General features: G+C 63.4%; 12 protein-coding genes. 7 read left to right on the top strand and 5 right to left on the bottom strand.

Features of this window, described 5'->3' with window-relative positions; translation table 11 throughout:
- Window positions 1–636 precede the first annotated feature (636 nt).
- Window positions 637–3093, top strand: coding sequence for a calcium-binding protein (locus KA354_06100; protein ID MBP7934205.1), 2457 nt, complete (start codon window positions 637–639; stop codon window positions 3091–3093).
- A 94-nt stretch (window positions 3094–3187) separates the two neighbouring features.
- Here the strand turns inward: KA354_06100 and KA354_06095 are convergent, their stop codons facing one another.
- Complete coding sequence (locus KA354_06095; protein ID MBP7934204.1) at window positions 3188–4813, bottom strand: peptidase S10; 1626 nt, start codon at window positions 4811–4813, stop codon at window positions 3188–3190.
- 291 nt (window positions 4814–5104) lie between these two features.
- Here KA354_06095 and KA354_06090 point away from each other — a divergent pair, with 291 nt between their 5' ends.
- The 5 genes from KA354_06090 to KA354_06070 all read left to right on the top strand — a co-directional run bounded on the left by KA354_06090 (window position 5105) and on the right by KA354_06070 (window position 10976).
- Window positions 5105–5827, top strand: coding sequence for a hypothetical protein (locus KA354_06090; protein MBP7934203.1), 723 nt, complete (start codon window positions 5105–5107; stop codon window positions 5825–5827).
- 75 nt (window positions 5828–5902) lie between these two features.
- Window positions 5903–7669, top strand: a complete 1767-nt coding sequence (locus tag KA354_06085; GenBank protein ID MBP7934202.1) for a hypothetical protein — start codon at window positions 5903–5905, stop codon at window positions 7667–7669.
- Between the two features lie 91 nt (window positions 7670–7760).
- Window positions 7761–8837, top strand: a complete 1077-nt coding sequence (gene rsmH / locus KA354_06080; protein MBP7934201.1) for a 16S rRNA (cytosine(1402)-N(4))-methyltransferase RsmH — start codon at window positions 7761–7763, stop codon at window positions 8835–8837.
- Between the two features lie 101 nt (window positions 8838–8938).
- On the top strand, window positions 8939–9748 hold the full coding sequence (locus KA354_06075) for a ThuA domain-containing protein (protein ID MBP7934200.1): 810 nt from the start codon (window positions 8939–8941) through the stop codon (window positions 9746–9748).
- A 19-nt stretch (window positions 9749–9767) separates the two neighbouring features.
- The gene (locus tag KA354_06070; protein ID MBP7934199.1) at window positions 9768–10976 is read left to right on the top strand and encodes a hypothetical protein; all 1209 of its coding nucleotides are present in this window, start codon (window positions 9768–9770) and stop codon (window positions 10974–10976) included.
- A gap of 750 nt (window positions 10977–11726) precedes the next feature.
- On the opposite strand, the gene KA354_06065 is transcribed toward KA354_06070, so the two are convergent.
- The 4 genes from KA354_06065 to KA354_06050 all read right to left on the bottom strand — a co-directional run bounded on the left by KA354_06065 (window position 11727) and on the right by KA354_06050 (window position 17307).
- Complete coding sequence (locus tag KA354_06065) at window positions 11727–13151, bottom strand: diguanylate cyclase (GenBank protein MBP7934198.1); 1425 nt, start codon at window positions 13149–13151, stop codon at window positions 11727–11729.
- A 261-nt stretch (window positions 13152–13412) separates the two neighbouring features.
- On the bottom strand, window positions 13413–15197 hold the full coding sequence (locus KA354_06060; GenBank protein MBP7934197.1) for a beta-galactosidase: 1785 nt from the start codon (window positions 15195–15197) through the stop codon (window positions 13413–13415).
- The gene (gene ffh / locus KA354_06055; protein ID MBP7934196.1) at window positions 15194–16627 is read right to left on the bottom strand and encodes a signal recognition particle protein; all 1434 of its coding nucleotides are present in this window, start codon (window positions 16625–16627) and stop codon (window positions 15194–15196) included. Before ffh ends, KA354_06060 begins: the two co-directional genes overlap by 4 nt.
- A gap of 185 nt (window positions 16628–16812) precedes the next feature.
- Complete coding sequence (locus KA354_06050) at window positions 16813–17307, bottom strand: hypothetical protein (protein ID MBP7934195.1); 495 nt, start codon at window positions 17305–17307, stop codon at window positions 16813–16815.
- A 118-nt stretch (window positions 17308–17425) separates the two neighbouring features.
- On the opposite strand from KA354_06050, the gene KA354_06045 reads away from it, so the two are divergent.
- Complete coding sequence (locus KA354_06045; GenBank protein MBP7934194.1) at window positions 17426–17797, top strand: hypothetical protein; 372 nt, start codon at window positions 17426–17428, stop codon at window positions 17795–17797.
- Window positions 17798–17862: the final 65 nt, after the last annotated feature.

Raw genomic sequence — 17862 nt, 5'->3', positions numbered from 1 at the left:
GATGACGGGGCGTTAAGTCGCGCTCTGACCCGGATCTCGCCTGCCTGCCACTCGGTACCCCTCAGGATACGCGGGAACGCCATCATGCCGGCATTCCTCAATCTGGAGCTCAACGAGCCGGGGTCGCACGGCCCGCGCGGGGGGATGGGCAGGGGAATAGGCTGTTGAATCGTGAAAGAGGCAAATAAGGGCTGAAAGAATATCGCCTGTGGATCACGTGATTGGCTGCCGATCAGGGTCGCGAACCATGCGGCCGGGACGAAGAGACCTCGTTTCCCAACGGCGGCCTCGAGATAAGGCCGAAAAATGTGGTCTGGATCACCGGAACGTGCGTATGATCCCGTCGAGGCCGGACAGGATGTGACTGCCGTACGACTCGACGGATCGTCGGATTGGCGATTGTCTTCCTGCTGGAGCGCCGCGACTCCTGCCGACGTGTCCTGCTTGTGACCGGGGTGATCGACGCGCTCGCGGCGTACAGCGGCGTTCGGGAATCGCCTCACGTAACGGGTGGGCACGTCTTGATGGCACGGGTGGTATCCGCGCCCCCATCACGGAGCGACTCAAGCATCGTGGACGGGCGCTGAACCACCGTGAGGACGGTACGCACGCTGGTTCTGTATGAGGATACGAGTCATGAGGCGATTCAGCGGATTTGGCGTTTGTCTGGCAGCTGGGTTGGCGATTCAGTCGCTCGCGACGGCCGTTTGTATTAGTGACCTGGACGGCGACGGCGTGTGCGACAACGTCGACAGCTGCCCCGACACTATCCCCGGGGCGATCGTCGATACAGCCGGTTGCCCGCTCACCACGCCAGGCGATTTTGACCACGACGGTGATGTGGGTCCCGACGACCTCGCTGTGCTGAACTCCTGCTGGTCGGGACCGGCCATCCCTTCGGCGGGCACATCGCTTTGCCAGGCCGCCGACTTCGATGATGATGCCGATGTCGACCTGAGCGATTTCGGCGTATTTCAGCGATGCTACAGCGGTGCAAACCAGCCTGCCGACCCGGGCTGCACAGGACCTGCCGCCGTTGTCATCGGGACTCAGCTCTTCGTCTTCGGCACGGCGGCAAGCGATCGGCTGACCCTTCGCCTGAGGTCGGGAGTGCCTGCCGTTCTGGAAATCGATTTCGAGGACAACGGTTCGGCCGATTTCACTTTCGACCGCGCTCAGTTCGATCGCATCCGGCTCAACATGGGTTGGGGGCATGATCTGGTCAGGATAGACGAGTCCAACGGAGTCTTTACCGATACCGAGGCAACCACATTTGACGGCGGAAGCGGTAACGACGAGCTCCGCGGAGGCTCCGGCCCGGAAATGTTCATCGGTGACTCCGGCAACGACACGGTCGACGGCAACCGCGGGAACGATGTGGCTCTCCTGGGGGGCGGCGATGATGTCTTTCGCTGGAATCCAGGAGACGGCAGCGACACGGTCGAGGGGCAGGCTGGCTCTGACGCGCTGATCTTCAACGGGTCTGGCGCCGGCGAAGTCATCGATGCCTCCGCCAACGGCCAGCGTCTGCGTCTGTTCCGCAACGTGGGCAGTGTCATCATGGACCTGAACGACATCGATCGGATCGACCTGGGAGTCGCGGGAGGAGCCGATATCGTGACCTTGAACGACCTCACCGGAACCTCCGTGGCTCAAATCAACGTCAACCTGGCCTCGACGCTCGACGGTGCGGTCGGCGATGGACAGGCGGACAACGTCATCGTGGACGCCACAGACGGCGATGACAACGTGGCCATCACCGGGAGCGGAGCCGGCACAACGGTTACCGGCCTCGCCGTGGTTGTGAATGTCACCGCGGCCGAGGGAGCCAATGACCGGCTCACGGTTAGGGCGCGTAACGGCAGCGACAACGTGCAGGCTGAAGGACTGGCGGCCGGTTCGATCGCCTTGACCGTGAACGGCGGGACCGGCAATGACATATTGACCGGCAGTCAGGGCAGCGATGTGTTGAACGGCGACGATGATCACGACACTATCACCGGCGGCAACGGCGATGACGTGGTCAACCTGGGAATCGGGGACGACCGCTTCGTCTGGAACCCAGGTGACGACACCGACCTCGTCGAGGGCGCCGAAGGCGTCGACACCGTCGAGGTCAACGGCGGCATAGGTGCCGAGGACTTCACGGTCATAGCCAACGGAACGCGCGTGCGTCTTGACCGGGTCAATCCCGCCCCATTTGCCCTGGATATCGGTACCTGTGAGAGGCTCGTCATCAACGCCAGCGATGGCAACGACACCGTCACCTGCACGGGGAACCTGGCCGCCTTGATTCAGATCACCATGGACGGAGGAGTCGGCGACGACACCCTGCGGGGCGGAAATGGCCCTGATCTGATCCTCGGCGGCGATGGCGACGACTTCATCGACGGCAACCAGGGCAACGATGTGGCTCTCCTCGGGGCCGGCGAGGACATTTTCCAGTGGGACCCCGGCGACGGCAGCGACACGGTCGAGGGGCAGGCTGGGATCGATGCGATGGTCTTCAACGGCTCGGGCGCCGCAGAAACGATCGATATCTCCGCCAATGGCCAGCGGCTGCGTCTCTTCCGGAACGTGGGCAGCGTGACCGTAGACGTCGACGACGTCGAGCAAATCGGCTTGAGAGCCCTGGGCGGAGCCGACGTCATCACCGTGAACGACCTCGCCGGAACCGATGTCACCGGAGTCGCCATCGACCTCGCCAACCCGCCGGGCTCGGGGATGGGTGATCTTCAGGCTGATACGATTATCCTCAACGGCACGGCCGGAGCCGATACGGTGCTCGTCAGCGGATCATCTGGAACCGGCAACGTGGTCGGCCTGGCAAGCCAGGTGGGGATTTCCGGAAGCGAGGCGGCCACCGACCGGCTCATCATCAACGCCCTGGCGGGGGATGATGTCGTGGACGCTTCAGGCTTGGCGGCGACGGCCATCCAGCTGACCTCCGACGGCGGGAGTGAGGACGATGTACTCATCGGCAGTGATGGAAACGACTTCCTGATGGGCGGGGCCGGCGACGATGTGCTGCTCGGCGGGCCGGGCAGCGACGTGCTCGATGGGGGCACGGGCAACAACATCCTCATCCAGTGACGGGCGGTGCCGGAATGGACACACGCAGACGACGCAGCGAAAGGGGATCGCTCGGTGCCGACGTCGCCCAATTCGGCCATTCCGCTCGCCGCGACTACCTCTTGTGGGAGTTGGTCGATCCCCGAATGAACGCGACCACGTCGTCGTGCAGCTTCTCCCGCGACGGCTCGTGATGGTACATCATGTGCCCGCCCATGAAAAACACCGTAATGATGTTCGCCCGAAGGGCAGGATGAAGGTCCAGACGGTTCAGCGTGTACACGGTGGCGTAGTACGGCGTGGCCAGGTCGAAGTAGCCGCTGGCCACCAGGATCTTGAGGTGCGGGTTCTTGATCATTGCGGAACGAAGGTTGTCCGCGACGTTCAGGTAGCCCTGTCCGGGCTCCGTCATCTTCCAGGGATGCACCCGGCCGGACAGCACCTCGTAGGGGAGCAGACTCTCGTACTTCAGCACCCGGCGAACGTAGTCGTTGAAGGTCGAACTGTAGATGGCCAGGTACTCGGCCAGCCCCGGGTCATAGCCCGCGGAGTGGGATCCCCGCTCGGCGTCAAAACCCCTTAACCTTGAATCGAAACGCCCAATGACTTTCTGTTCGCTCGCCAGCAGGTTCTTGCGGAAGACCCCGGGAGCGATCCGGAGATCGTGTTGGTCGATTAGTGCGGCCGGCAGACCGGTGTACCGGGCGAGCCGGGACAGGACCGTCTGCCGCTGTTCGCTCGGCAGAGTGGCTCCGCGAGCCAGGGCAATCGAGTAAGTGGTCAGCGACCAGTCCTCGATCTCCCTGAGCGTCGCCTTGAGGTCAACCTGCAGATCCGCCGGCAGCTTCCTGTGGTACCACGCGATGGCCGCATAACTGGGCAGGTACAACGGGTACGGCAGATCGTTGTTGTCCGACGGTGAAAGGGTCTGGAAGTCCAGAACAGTCGAGATCAGGACGATACCGTTCAGCGCGATACCGTGGCGATCGATCAGGTACTCCGACAGCCCGGCCGCCCGGGTGGTGCCATAGCTCTCGCCAGCGAGAAACTTCGGCGACGGCCATCGTCCGTACGCCGTGATGTAGAGCCGGATGAAGTCCGCGACCCACTGGATGTCTTCCCGGACGCCGAAGAACTGCTCGGCCTTCTCGCCTTCGGCCGGTCGACTGAAGCCCGTACCGACCGGGTCGATGAACACGAGATCGGTTGCGTCCAGCCAGCAGAAGGGGTTGTCGATCAACCGGTAGGGCGGTGGCGGAGGTTCGCCGTTCGCACCAAGATCGACACGCATCGGGCCGGCCGTGCCAAGGTGCAGCCAGACGGCCGCCGCCCCCGGCCCGCCATTAAAAACAAAGGTGATCGGTCGTTCCGACCGCCCGACGAGCGACGGCTGGGTGTCGGTCGCAGAGGCCGTCGCTGTGCGGCCCGGGTCGATCGTGCCCGGCACGGGTGAACGCGGCTCCTCCTTCTCGTAGGCCACGAAGAACATCGTACCCTTGAGCTTGCCGTTCTCGTCTTTCATCGGCATGTTGGCCGCGGTTGCCCGGTACTTGACCCGCTTGCCGGCGATGATGATCTCGTGGGAGGTGCTGGCGGCCTTCTCCAGGGTGCCCTGCAGCGGCGCCGGAAGCCGATCAGACTGCTCCGCCGGATGGCTGGCGGGTTGGCTCGTCTGAGCACCGGCCTGAGCGAACAGAAGACAGCAGACAACGAACGAGATGGCCCACTCACTCGAGATCATGCCCAACCCGCCTTTGCGACGAAGTTTCCACAAGGGCCCACCATACCGGAAGCAATCCGGTTGCACAAACCGCCGATTGCCCCTGGTCCGAAGGGGTGATAGACTCCCGCCTGGCGTCAGCCCTGCGACAGCCGCGAGGAGAGCGAGCACGTGGAACCCGTCAGCACCAGACCGCGATCTCCAGACGCTAATGCCGGTACTCTGGTTGCCCATGATGCAGATCCCCCTCCGGCATCATCCGGGCGAACCCCCGACGTTCGCGGAGCATTGCGTTTTCTCCTGAGCTGCGACATGGGTGTACGCCTGCTTATCTGGGCAAACGCCTTCACCCTGACCATGTGGCTGTTCAATCGGCTGGGCTTCTGGCCGACCAGCGCTCCGATCGGCGCCGATCTCCAGCTCGTCGGGACATGGACCGAGCGCATCGTCCGTTTCGTGGTTTTCTACAACATCATCTATGTGGCGGAACTGGTGGTGCTCCGCCTGCTGGTGCCCACCCCGAAAGAAGGCCGCTATCCGATGGTGCCGGGTGGCAGGATCGACCGCCAGCTGATCTGGTCGAGCATGCTCGCCTTGCTTACCAAGGCCCGGTACGAACCCCCGTTCCCTGGTTTCCTGGTCTACCACATCTCCAACCTGCCGCCGATCTGCTGGTTGATGGGGCCGATCTTCGGTCCGCGCTCGCGATCCTGCAGCCTGACCGACAACCTCATCATGGATCCACACTTCGTGACCATCGGCCGGAACGTGGTCTTAGGCATGAATGCGGTCATCCTCGGCCACCACCAGGAGCGAGATTGGGTGGTCTTCAAACGCACAGTGATTGAAGATAACGTCGTCGTCGGCGGCGATTCAGTGGTGTTCGGAGGCTGCGTCCTGAAAGAGGGCTGCATGATCGGATCCCACGCCGTGGTGCTGCCTGAGACCGTGGTCGGGCCGAACGAGTTCTGGGCCGGCGTGCCCGCCCGCAAGATCCGCGACCTGCCTCCCGTGGGCCAACTCGCCCGGAGCTGAGGAGCAGCGTGAGCGATGATCGCGCCCCATGATGACGCTCGCCACCCGGTCTCACCCGGCCCAGGCTCTCGTCGCATGGGACGGACGGCGCGCATCGCAGCGTGCCTGGTGCTGCTGGGGGTCTTCAGCCACGCGGGATCGCTGCGCTGGGGCTTCCTCTATGACGACTACTTTCACCAGTTCGCCCTGCGCGGCTTGGGTCAACGCACAACCATGCCGTGGTGGGGACTGTACGAGTTCACGGCCGGCGACCGGCTCCAGATGCCAGACTGGCGAACGCACCCCTGGTGGGCCTCGCCGGATTTCAAGGTCCGGTTCTTCCGGCCGGTCACCAGTCTGACCCTGTGGGCCGACTACAGACTCTGGGAGGATTGGGCGCCGGGTTACCATCTGACCAGCCTGGCTTGCTTCGCAGCGTTCCTGTGGCTGGCCTTCAGGCTGTACATCGCCTTGGGCGTGCCTGCTCGGGCCAGCCTTTGGGCGCTGGCTTTCCTGGCGGTGAAGGACGGGCACACGCTGCTGGTGAGCTGGATCGCCAGTCGCAACGGCTTGCTGGGCGCGGTCTTCGTCGTGGCGACGGTGCTGGCGGCCGTTCGATCAACAACCTCCCGGCATCCACGGCGCTGGCTCCTCATCGGGGTCGGGTGTTTCCTGCTGGCGTGCGGCTCGCGAGAGTCCGGGATCATGGCCGCCCCCCTGGTGGGGCTCTACCTGCTGACGCTGGGACCGTGCGCCACGGGCAGACCCATGATCCGGAGGATCGGGCCATGCCTGCGGTCACCGGCTCTCTGGATTCTCGGAGTGCTGGCATTCGGCTTTCTGACCTTCTATGTGTTGAGGGACTACGGGACGCGGTCGCTGATGTATCCCATGCCTTGGCGCGATCCCGGAGCGTACCTGGCCCGCTTCGCGGTCTTCATTCCGGTTTCCCTGCTCAGCCTCTTCCTGGGAGTCGCATCCGACGTTGTCCCCGCCTTTCCCCAATACACGCCGTGGCTCATCTGCGCGGGTGTCCCCCTCCTGGCGGGCGTTGGCTACATCCTGTTCCGCCTGCTCGGCTGGACCCGGATCGTCGTCTTCGCAGTCGGCTGGATCTTCCTGAGCTTCCTGGCGGTGGGGGGAACGGAACCGTCCGATCGCCTGCTCATGGATGCCTCAGTGGCGAGTTGCCTCCTGATCGGCATGGCTTTCGATCGCCTCCTGCCGCTCAAACAACAATGGGCCAGTCGCCAGTACGCCCAGTTCATCCTGGCCGTCTTTCTGCTCCTGGGGCTGGTGAGCTCCGTCCCGATGACCATCGCCCGCAGTGTCATGATCGCCAGGGTGGCTCACACCGACCGCAGCATCATCCGCGATGCCGAAATCGAAGCCGCCGTGCCCGCCCCGCGACACGTCTTTCTGCTGAACAGCCCGTCGAACATGCTCTCTCTGACCATGGCCACAACCTGGGCGGTCATTCACCATGACCGCCAGACGGAGTTCTTTCCGCTGCAATTCGGCCGCCGGGGTTTGACCTGGAAACGGATCGACGAGCACACCATGACCCTGACGGCAACGGGGCCGCCGTTCCTCGAGAATCGCTTCGAGAGGCTGTTCATCAGTCCCGGCGTTACCCTTGTCGAGGGAGCACACTATCGGACCTCGGCATTCACTGCCGTCGCCGAAGACGTCGAGGGTGACGGGATTCGCACCGTCCGATTCGTCTTTGACCGCCGCATCGACGACCCCGCCAACCAGTTCCTGTCATGGCACGCCGGACGCCTGACCCGAACGGAGCCCCCTGCGATCGGAGCCCGCGTCGAACTGCTCGAAGTGCCGCGCCTTCATCGGCTCTCACCGTGAGCCCGAATCAGATCGGTGGCTTTCGACCCCTCCCCGCACGAAGCCTTGCCTCGCTTCCTCATCACGGGCTCGCTGGAGTAGGATAGGCCGGATGAGTCACCCTCAGGAGCACGGAGCTGATCCCCCTCGACGCCGGCGTCGGCGTTACCCGGGCACGCATCCCAGACGCTTCGAAGATCGCTACAAGGAACATCGCCCCGAGGCCTATCCCGGCATTCATGAACAGGTTCGTTCGCGAGGCGGCACTCCGGCCGGCACGCATGTGCCCGTCCTGGTTCAGGAAGTGATGGAATGCCTCAAACCCCAGCGAGGCGAAGTCATCGCGGACTGCACGTTGGGCTACGGCGGTCATGCCGTCGAGTGGCTCAGGCGGATCGGTCCGGCCGGCCGACTTGTCGGATTCGACGTGGATGCTCAGCAGCTGGCCCGGGCACGCGAGCGGCTGGCGGCCGTCGGCCCGAACTTCAGCACCCATCGCTGCAACTTCGCGGGAGTCGCCAAGGTGCTGGCCCAGGAAGGGCTTGCAGGCTTCGATATCCTCTTCGCTGATCTCGGTTCATCGAGTATGCAGCTGGATGATCCGGCCCGCGGCTTCAGCTACAAACACAGCGGGCCGCTGGATATGCGCATGGACGACCGCCGCCAGCAGACCGCCGCCGATCACCTGGCAACTCTGCCCGAGGCCGATCTGTCGAGCGCTCTGGAGGTCCTCGGCGACGAACCGGACCATAGTCTCATCGCTCGCGCCGTCGTCTGTCACCGCCAGCACCACCCGATCCGCACGACGACCGACCTCGTCCGGATCATCCTCGAGGCCAAGCGGATGACCCCCCAGGCATGGCGTAACCGCAAGGACGCCCGCCAGCACGATCTCCACCCCGCCGCACGGACCTTCCAGGCGCTGCGCATCCTGGTCAACGACGAACTGGGTGCCCTGAAGGAGCTTCTGCGGATCGCGCCCGCGTGTCTTCGGTCTGGCGGCCGGATCGGCGTCATCAGTTTCCACAGCGGGGAGGATCGACTGGTGCAGGAGGCTTTTGCCCGGGGCGTCGCGGCCGGCCTCTACCAGGCGGCGGCGGCCGAACCCGTCCAGCCAACGTCCCGGGAGCGATTCACCAACCCCCGGAGCCGCTCCGCCAGACTCCGCTGGGCCCGCTTGCCGAGTTGAACCCCTCTCCGTCCGGTGGTACCTTGTCCGTCTGGCCGGTCGCCGTGAGGCGCCCGGGTGGAATCGGTCTGACCGTATGGCTCTCATGATGGGGTGATATCATGAAATCAAGAGTGGCATTGATGATCGGCGCGGCGGTGGCCATGGTGTTGGGGATGACTTGGCTTTGCGGGGCCGCGGATCAGGGCAGGGCGAAGAAGAAGATCCTCTTCTATTCCGAGTCGGACGGTTTTCCGCACTCGGTGGTTGTCCGGCCACTGACCGGCGAGATTGCCTTCGCGGAGAAGATCTTCAAGGAAATCGCCACCAAGGCGGGCTATGAAGTCTACCTCTCGCAGAGCTTCCATGACCTGGAGAACGAGAACAAGTTCAACCAGTACGACGCGGTCGTCTTCTACACGACCGGCGATCCGAAGATTGACAGGAAGTCGCTCTTCAAGTGGCTGCGATCAGGCAAGGCGTTCATTGGGATTCACGCGGCAACGGATACTTTCAAGAGTGATCCGGAATACGTCAAGATGGTCGGCGGCTCGTTCAAGACCCACGGTGCCGGGGACAGGAAGGTGACCATCACGATCGAGGATCGCGATCATCCCGCCACCAGAATGCTGCCTGCCGAGTGGGTCATTGCCGACGAGATCTACCAGATGAACGACTTCTCGAAGGACAACGTGCACATGCTCATGAGCATCGACACCGAGAAGACCGATCTGAGGCCCCAGAACATGAAGAAGGGCGAGTACTACCCTGTGGCCTACACCCGGACGGAAGGCAAGGGCAAAGTGTTTTATACCTCTCTTGGACACCGTGAAGATGTGTGGACCCACCCGTTGTATCAGCAGCATCTGATGGCGGGGGTGGCCTGGGCTCTGGGCGAGGCCAAGGACAAGGCTTCGCAGGCCGAGAAGTGAGAGCGGAGGAGTCGTACCGTTGACGAAGTTGATGGGCAAGATCCTGGCATTGATTCTGGTGGTGGGGGCGGCCGTCTGGTGGTCCTGTTCGCGGGAGAATGATCGTCTGGCGTGTTCGGGGCAGAGCGCCCGTCCGGGCGGATCTGCGTCCCCCACGATCGAGATTGACGAGATCGAGCCGGTAGCCTCGCCCCGGCCGCTGGCCTCGAAGGAGACCCCGTACCATGGTTTGTCGATTCCGCTTCACAGTTCCGATCACTGCGTGAAGCGGATGCGCAAACTGCTTGCCGAGATCGCCGACATGGGCGCGGACACGGTGCTGATCAGCACGCCCGGCTACCAGGAACATGCCGGGTCTGAGACCTTCAAGATTGACCCGGTGGTGACGCCCTCCGAGGAGCAGTGGCTGGAGATCTTCCGGGAAGCCCACGACCGCGGCCTGCGGGTGATCCTCATGCCTATCATCCTGCTCAGCGACCCACGGGGGAACGAGTGGCGGGGAGTCATCAGTCCCCCGAACTGGGATGACTGGTTTGACCGCTATCGCGACTTCGTGGTCCACTTCGCCCGAATCGCCCAGCGGGGCAAGGTTGAGGTCTTCCTTGTCGGCTCCGAGCTGATCAGCACCGAGAAGTACACCGATCGCTGGCGGGCGCTCATCAAGGAGGTTCGTAAGGTCTACGAGGGACGGTTGTCCTACTCGGCCAATTGGGATCACTACAAGGTGGTCGAGTTCTGGGATGCCCTCGATCTGGTTGGCATGACCAACTACTACAAGCTGTCGGACGACCCCAATCCCACGCAGGAGTCGCTGATCGAGGCCTGGAAGCCCATCAAGCGAGGCATTCTTCGCTGGCAGAGCAAGATCGGCAAGCCCCTGATGTTCACCGAAGCTGGCTGGTGCAGCCAGGAAGGCACCTCGATCGAACCGTGGAACTACTATCATAACCAGAAGGCGACTCCCGCCGGTCTCGAGGAACAGCGCAGGTGTTACCGGGCCTTCATCGAGACATGGTCAGGTACCCCTGAAGTCGGCGGCATCATGTGGTGGGAATGGAACGACACCGCCGGGGGCACCAGTGACTACAACTACACCCCGCGTGGCAAGCCTGCCGAGCAGGAACTACGGGATTGGTTCAGGAGCCTCAAGCAGCAGGGCAAGGTGACGGCGGATCGCGCGCAGCCGCCCATCGGCAGCCCGCTTCCGGGTCAGGCTCTCCAGCCCTGATCCGCACCAGGCGCGAGGCTGATCCCGGGGTGGTTTTGGGAGGCATATCCCATGGAAAGGGTGGATTGTGTGCCCATGGAGCGGCCACGCGAAGGGGGTCGATTGGGTTTTTGCTGCTTTCAGCCGGTGGTTCTCGCAGTCTGAGAATCACTTTCCATTCCTCCGTATCTCTCGGGTGACGAGTCCTCTTGCTGTTCTTCGCCTTCCGGGTCGGCCTGGCAGGCAAGCACACCCGCTTGTCCCGCTCAGAGCATGCCGCACGACTGGTGGGCGGCATTTCGGCTTGGGGGTGGCCGTTCCTCTCGAGCATCCCAGGTCTTGGGTGTGATTTGTCCAGATGACCCGGTTATCTGACATCGGGGTCTTTCGCAGGAGTCTCACCTCTGGTGCGTTCCGGGGGACAGAATTCTGGAGAACGAAGCCAACGTTCTGGCCCCGGAACCGCGTTTTCGAGCCCGGCAAAGGGCTTTTCGGCTCTACCTCCTGGGAGCGTGGAGCGCCAAACGAACCCAACGAGGTCGTTCTTGGTGATGGCTTCTGTGCGTTGGGCGTGATCGGTTCGTCGATCGCTGCCGGCGCGCGGAGGGGGTGCTTCGTCTGGACGGGCTCCCATGGGAACAACACATCAGCAGACCCGCTAGCAGGCCCGGGACCGAAACGGCGGAGGCGGTCGTGGAGATGGAGGTTCAGGGTTAGGGGGTTCCGTTGGCGTGGTTGGTGATCGTCGCTGACGGCTGACTGTTTGTCGATTCATCCGTGGGCGAGTGCGGTCGAGCCGTTGAGGCCGGCCACTTCTGAGGAATCGACCAGTCGGTTGCGTCCGTGTGTTTTGGCGCAGTACAGGGCGACGTCGGCCTCGTGGATGAGGGCTTCGGGCGAGTCGGTGTGAGTAGCGAACAGGCTGGCGGCGCCGATGCTCAGGGTAGCGGGTGCGGCGGGGAAGCTGTTGGCCACATTGAGGGTGAATTCGCGTTTGATGCGGTTGGCCAGGCTGGTGGCGGCCGCCGACGAGGTTTGGGGCAGCAGGGCGATGAACTCATCTCCGCCGAAGCGGGCGGCCAGGTCGGAGGTTCGCAGCTGGCTGCTGATGGAGCGGGCGAGCAGGATGAGGATCTCGTCGCCGGCTCGGTGACCGAGGCGGTCATTGATTTCCTTGAAGTGATCGAGGTCGAACATGAGGCAGGTCAGATCGGCCCCGTAGCGTTGGGCGGCGGCGAACTGCCGGACCACAACCTCGTTGAAGTGGCGGCGGTTATACAGGCCGGTCAGCGGATCCCGGGAAGCGAGTTCCTCGAGTTCTCGCGTGCGGGCCTCGACTCGGGCCTCGAGTTCGGAGTTCAGCTTCAGGAGGTCACGGCGGGACTGCATGACCCGGTCGGTCATGAGATTGAACGCCCGGGCAAGCTGGCCGATCTCGTTTTCGGATCGCACATCCGCGCGGGCGTCGGTTGTGCCCTCGGCGATTTGGCGAGCGGTGTGGGCGAGCTCGTTGAGTGGCCGGACGATGTAACGCATGAGTACCAGGCTGCAGGGGACGACGAGGATGAGTACGCCGAGGGCGATTCTCACCAGTTGGTCGCCGACGTTAGCCAACTTGGCTTTGGTTGGTCCGACGTTGGTGGCCAGGCGGAGGTAGCCGACGATGGGTTTCTGGTGGTCGTTGCCCTGAGATGCCGCTTGCGCGTACACGGGTGCGATGACGTCGACGCAGTCCATGCCGGTATGCAGGTCGGACATGACCCGAGGTGTCTCGAGCATGTCCATGCGCACGCGGCGGCCGTCGGAGGTGAGCACGTTGGCCAGCAGGCCGGGCTTGGCCTCGGCGGCGGCGACGATTCGGCCGGAGGAATCGGTAAACGCGACATAGGCCACGGTTGGTGTGCGTACCAGGGTGTCGAGCAGTCGGTTGAGGGGTTCGCGATTGAGGCTGCCGACCTCGGATGCGGCGGTGGCGGCCAGGGAGGCGGCCCACTCTCTGGTTCGATCCAATTCGTTCTGGTAGAGAGCGAGGCTTGTCGATCGCAGCGCCAAGGCGCTGGTCATGGTGGCAACGGCCATGATCAGAAGGACAACCAGGAGGGAGGCCTTGAACTGCAGGCTATGGCGGACGACCTGCCAGCCGCGGACCATCCGTGTCAGCAGAGCGCCGGTCCGGTGTGGACAGGTTTCGTTCATTGCCGTCTCCAGGTGCGCGTCCGCGCTTCCGGGAGAAACATACGATTCGTCCGATTCCGGAGGCAAGTAAGAGGACCTCAGATTGAGACACGGTCCACGGGCACGTCACGTCTACAGAGTACGTCCGCTGCTTTAATATCGGGTCTGACGAGTCGCGCCTGAACATGTGCATGGGGACGTTCCCGACGGTGAGGGGGGGAGGTTATGGTCGTGGGGGCCGGCGATGAGGACCGATAATATCGGGCCGGTCAGTTGTGGCGGTCAATCCAGAATGATGCCGGAGCAGCGGGGCAGGTCCACGTGGGTGATGTGGCCGTTGATCTGGAGTTTTGCGGTTTTGGCCTCACCGGGGTTGACGACGATGAGTTTGTCACCTCGCCGGGCGGCGTGGACGCCGGGTGTCAGCGGCAGGACGGGGAGGTTGATGTCGAGGAAGCGAAGGACGGCCAGAATCGCGTCGCGGCTGGGGGCGCAGCCGAGGACGATGACTTTGCCTTTACCGTGTCTGGCCCAGTAGCCGGTCAAGTAGGTTCGGCCGGTGGCGAGTTCCCAGTGTCGGCGCTGGTCCTCGTCGGTGATCATGGGCAGCTGGCGGGCGACGATAGCCGCCCCCGGCACCTCGCGGTAGTTGAAGACGGGCTGCTGGGTGACGAAGCCGAGGGAGACCTCGAGACGGGAGGCCCCTGGGTGGCTGGTCCCGTCTGGTCGCGGGCAACCTTCGATGAGCTGCTGGAACAGGACGAGGTTGCCGCCGTTCTCGACATAGTGCCACAGCCGTTCCGGCTGATCGAGTCGGCCGGCGGCGAGGAGGAGCCGCGGGGGGTTGAAATCGCGGTCGACGTCGACGTAGTCGTACTCGATGCCCATCTCGTGGAGGACGGCGAACAGGGGGTCGTCCGGGTCTTTTTTTCGAAGCTGGGCGATCTGGTGGTAATGCCAGGACCAAGTCACGGCGAAGGGTGTTTCGGGTGGTGGCGTGTTTTCGAGTTGCCTGAACCAGCCGATGGCCTGGGTGAAAGCCGGGGCGAGCTCGGGCCGGGTGACGCCCCGCTCGTTGATAGGGGAGCGATACCAGTTGTCGCGGTCGGCGAGCATGTACCAGTTCCAGCCGCGGACGCCGCCGGCCAGGGCGGTCAGGGCGGTCAACCGGTAGTGGTCGGGCGAGTACTCGCGGTTTGGCATGCCGTGCCAGATCCCGCTGCCGAACTCCGCCAGGTAAGGGAAATCGGTCACGGAGCGGAGGAGGCGGATTCGGTCCTTGAAGTAGCGGTAATCCTCGCGGCACTCGTTGGACGGATAGGGGTCGATGCCATAGAGATCGCAGAGGTCGGCCAGATCGCGCCAGTGCTGGGCATCGACGCCCGGCCAGGTGTTGAGCAGGATTGGCACGGTGCAGCCGTTCTTGCGGTATTCAGCCACGGCCCAGCGGGCGTAATCGGTGGCCAGGTCGTATCGGTACTGGCAGCTGTCCTTGAGCCGCTGGTCTTCGATGAAGGGTGTGAGCGTAGGGATGGCCTCGGCGAAGCTGGCGTAGCTGGAGTCCCAGGCCCTATTGAGTGCTTCGACGGACGCGTAGCGGCGTTTGAGCCAGTCGGCAAAGCCCATATCCTCCCCGTAGAAGTGGGGTAGAGGGTCGATCTCGTTGTCTGCCTGGACGCAGACGATCAGGCGGCCGAGGTAAGGGCGAATCTCGGCCATCGCGGCGGCGATCCAGTGGGCGGCCTTTCGCCTGAACTCGGGGTGGTTCTTGTGGTAGGGCACGGCGTGATCGGGGATGCCGAGGTTGCGCCACTCGGAGTACACGTAGGGGCCGGGGCGGGCGATGAGCTTGAAGCGGCGTTTTTCGACCTCGGCGAGGAAGGCTCGCCAAGAGCTGAAGTCGTAGGTGCCCTCGCTGGTCTCGTGCAGATCCCAGATGATGTACGTGGCGAGGACTTCCGCTCCAAGCTGCCTTGCGGCATCCAGGACAGGGCCCCAGTAGCGTGGCTGGAGCCGGCCGTAGTGGATCTCGCCCCCGATCATGGAGACGTCAGGTCGGTTTTTCATCGACTCCGCTTCTTGCGCTGCTTGCGCTTGTCCTTCTGGCTGAGTTGGCGTTTGGTAACCGAGGAACCGCCCTTGATTCTCATGCTGATGCCGCGGGCGGCCATGCTGGCGAACTGGGTGGCGGATTTCAGGCGGTTCATCATCGACATACCGCTCATGACCTTCATCATGTCGCGGACCTGCTCGAAGCTCTTGATCAGCGAGCCGACGTCCTTGGCGTCTGTACCGCTGCCCTTGGCGATACGGCGGCGGCGGGAGGCCTCGATGATATCCGGGCGGCGGCGCTCCTTGGGGGTCATCGACTGGATGATTGCCTCGTAGCGGTCGAGCTCGCTTTCGTCGATGTCCATTCCTTCCATCTGGGTGCTCATGCCCGGCACCATTTTCATGATGTCCTTGACGGAGCCCATGCTCTTCATCTTGCGCATCTGGCCGAGGAAGTCTTCGAGGTCCAGTCCCTTGGACATTTTTTTCTCGAGCTTCTTGGCCTCTTCGGCGTCGTACTGCTGTTGGGCCTTTTCGACCAAGCCGATGACGTCGCCCATGCCGAGGATGCGGCCGGCGATGCGGTCGACGTGGAACTCCTCGAGGTTTTCGAGTTTCTCGCCGATACCGATGAACTTGATTGGTTTGCCGGTGATGACCTTGGCGGAGAGGGCGGCGCCGCCGCGGGTGTCCGAGTCGAACTTGGTGAGGATCAGGGCGTCCAGTTCCAGCCGCTCGTTGAAGCGTTTGCCGGTGTTGACCGCGTCCTGGCCGGTCATGGCGTCGATGACCAGGTAGACCTGGGTAGGGTTGATGGCCTGTTCGACCTGGGCGATCTCGTTCATCAGCTCCTCATCGATGGCCAGGCGGCCGGCGGTATCGACGATGACCACGTCGCGGTCGGTCCTGCGAGCCTCGATGACGCTGTTGCGGGCGACCTTGACGGCGTTGACGTGGCCGCGTTCGGTGTAGACCGGCACGCCGACCTGGCTGCCGATGACCTCGAGCTGATCGATGGCTGCCGGTCGCTTCAAGTCTGCGGCCACCATGAGGGGGCGTTTGCCCTTGCTCATGATGTACTTAGCGAGCTTGCCGCAGGTGGTGGTCTTGCCTGAGCCTTGAAGGCCGGCCATGAGAATGATGGTCGGTCCCGGGGTGATGAAGGGGATCCTGGGATCGACCGGACCCATGAGGCGGATCAGCTCGTCGTGGACGATTTTGACCATGACCTGGTCGGGGTGCAGGGTCTCGATGACCTTGGCGCCGAGGGCCTTCTGCAGCACGCTGTCGCAGAACTGCTTGACTACCTGGACGTGGACGTCGGCCTCAAGCAGGGCGGTTCGGACCTCGCGCATGGCCTCTTCGACGTTGCCTTCGGTGATCTTGCCTCGCCCGCGGAGCTGGTGGAATACGCCCTGGAATCGTTTGGTTAAGCCTTCGAACATAGCGATCTACACTTGAGGCCTATCTCGATCGGAAGTGTGGGACAGGTTTTCGGCCGGTCATTGGACGGGCAAGGTGCCGGTCCCACATCCAAGGGATAGGCTTCTGACAGGGCAGGTTTCGACTGCCCGAACAGACAGACCCGCGCGTGGGCCGACGCGGCCCCGCAACCCCTCCATCATAGAGGCTACCAGGGCCAAAGGTAAATGACCCGCCCGCCCCAACCTTGGATGAAGGTCAGGGCCATACCGCCGACCGCCCACAGTCCGCAGGCCAAGCCGCCCAGGCCCAGGATGCCCGCGCCGCAGCCACCGACCCCGATGATTCCGACCCCGAGTCCCCCGAACGAGATGCCGCCGACGGCCAGGCCGCCGATGGCGATACCCCCGAACGCCCGGCCGCCGATGGCGATGACGCCCCTGGGGGCGTCGCCGATCGCGATGATGCCGACCGGTTTGCCGAACAGTTCGGGCCCGTGGGGGCCGGACGCGATCGAAACGAGGGGCAGGCCGAAGAGGCGGGTTTCAGACGCGTAGCGATAGCCGGCCCGTCCGGGGAACGAGTCGCGGACCAGGACATCGACAATCGGACGGCCGCACTCCGGGCACTTCGCGGAGTCGGTCAAGCCGACCAACAGGTATCCGCATTCCTTGCAGTAGGGCTTGTCGTCAACTCGTTTCATGGCGTTGTTCCTGTTCTGGGCCGGTATTATACAATGCTGTCGTGGTTCATAGCCAACCGAGCAGATTCCCTTGGAGGCGGCATGGTTTCGCAGACGCGTCCGATACAGTGGGTGGTGTATGTTTCAATCGGCCTGGAACACCTTCTCGAGTCTTGAGATGGACAATCCCGGCAAGCCCTCGCACGTCGGGAGCTGTCACGTGCCGCCCAACGGCAAGGACGGCTACGACTACAACAATGCTCGCAAGGTGCTTTCCCACGCGGACAGCTGGCTCCGGTATCCGGATCTGAGCGGGCCGCCCCGGCTGGTCAGCAGCCTGGAATGGAACAACAACCAGTACGGCTACATGGTCTGGTGGCTGTCGCACATACCGAAGGCTCCGGGTTACACGAAATGGGGCTACAACAACTGGTGGGTTTACATCGCCAACACCGATGAGGATCTGCCTGACCGGCCGCTGCCGGCAGAGGTGACCTATCCGCGCGACTAGGGTGATTGCGGCGAGCGCGATGGAGCCGGCGTTCAAGGTCAAGCATGTCGATACCCAATTGTCTC

The organism is Phycisphaerae bacterium, assembly GCA_018003015.1.
GTDB lineage: Bacteria > Planctomycetota > Phycisphaerae > UBA1845 > PWPN01 > JAGNEZ01.
This window is presented reverse-complemented; position numbering and strand designations above follow the sequence as displayed.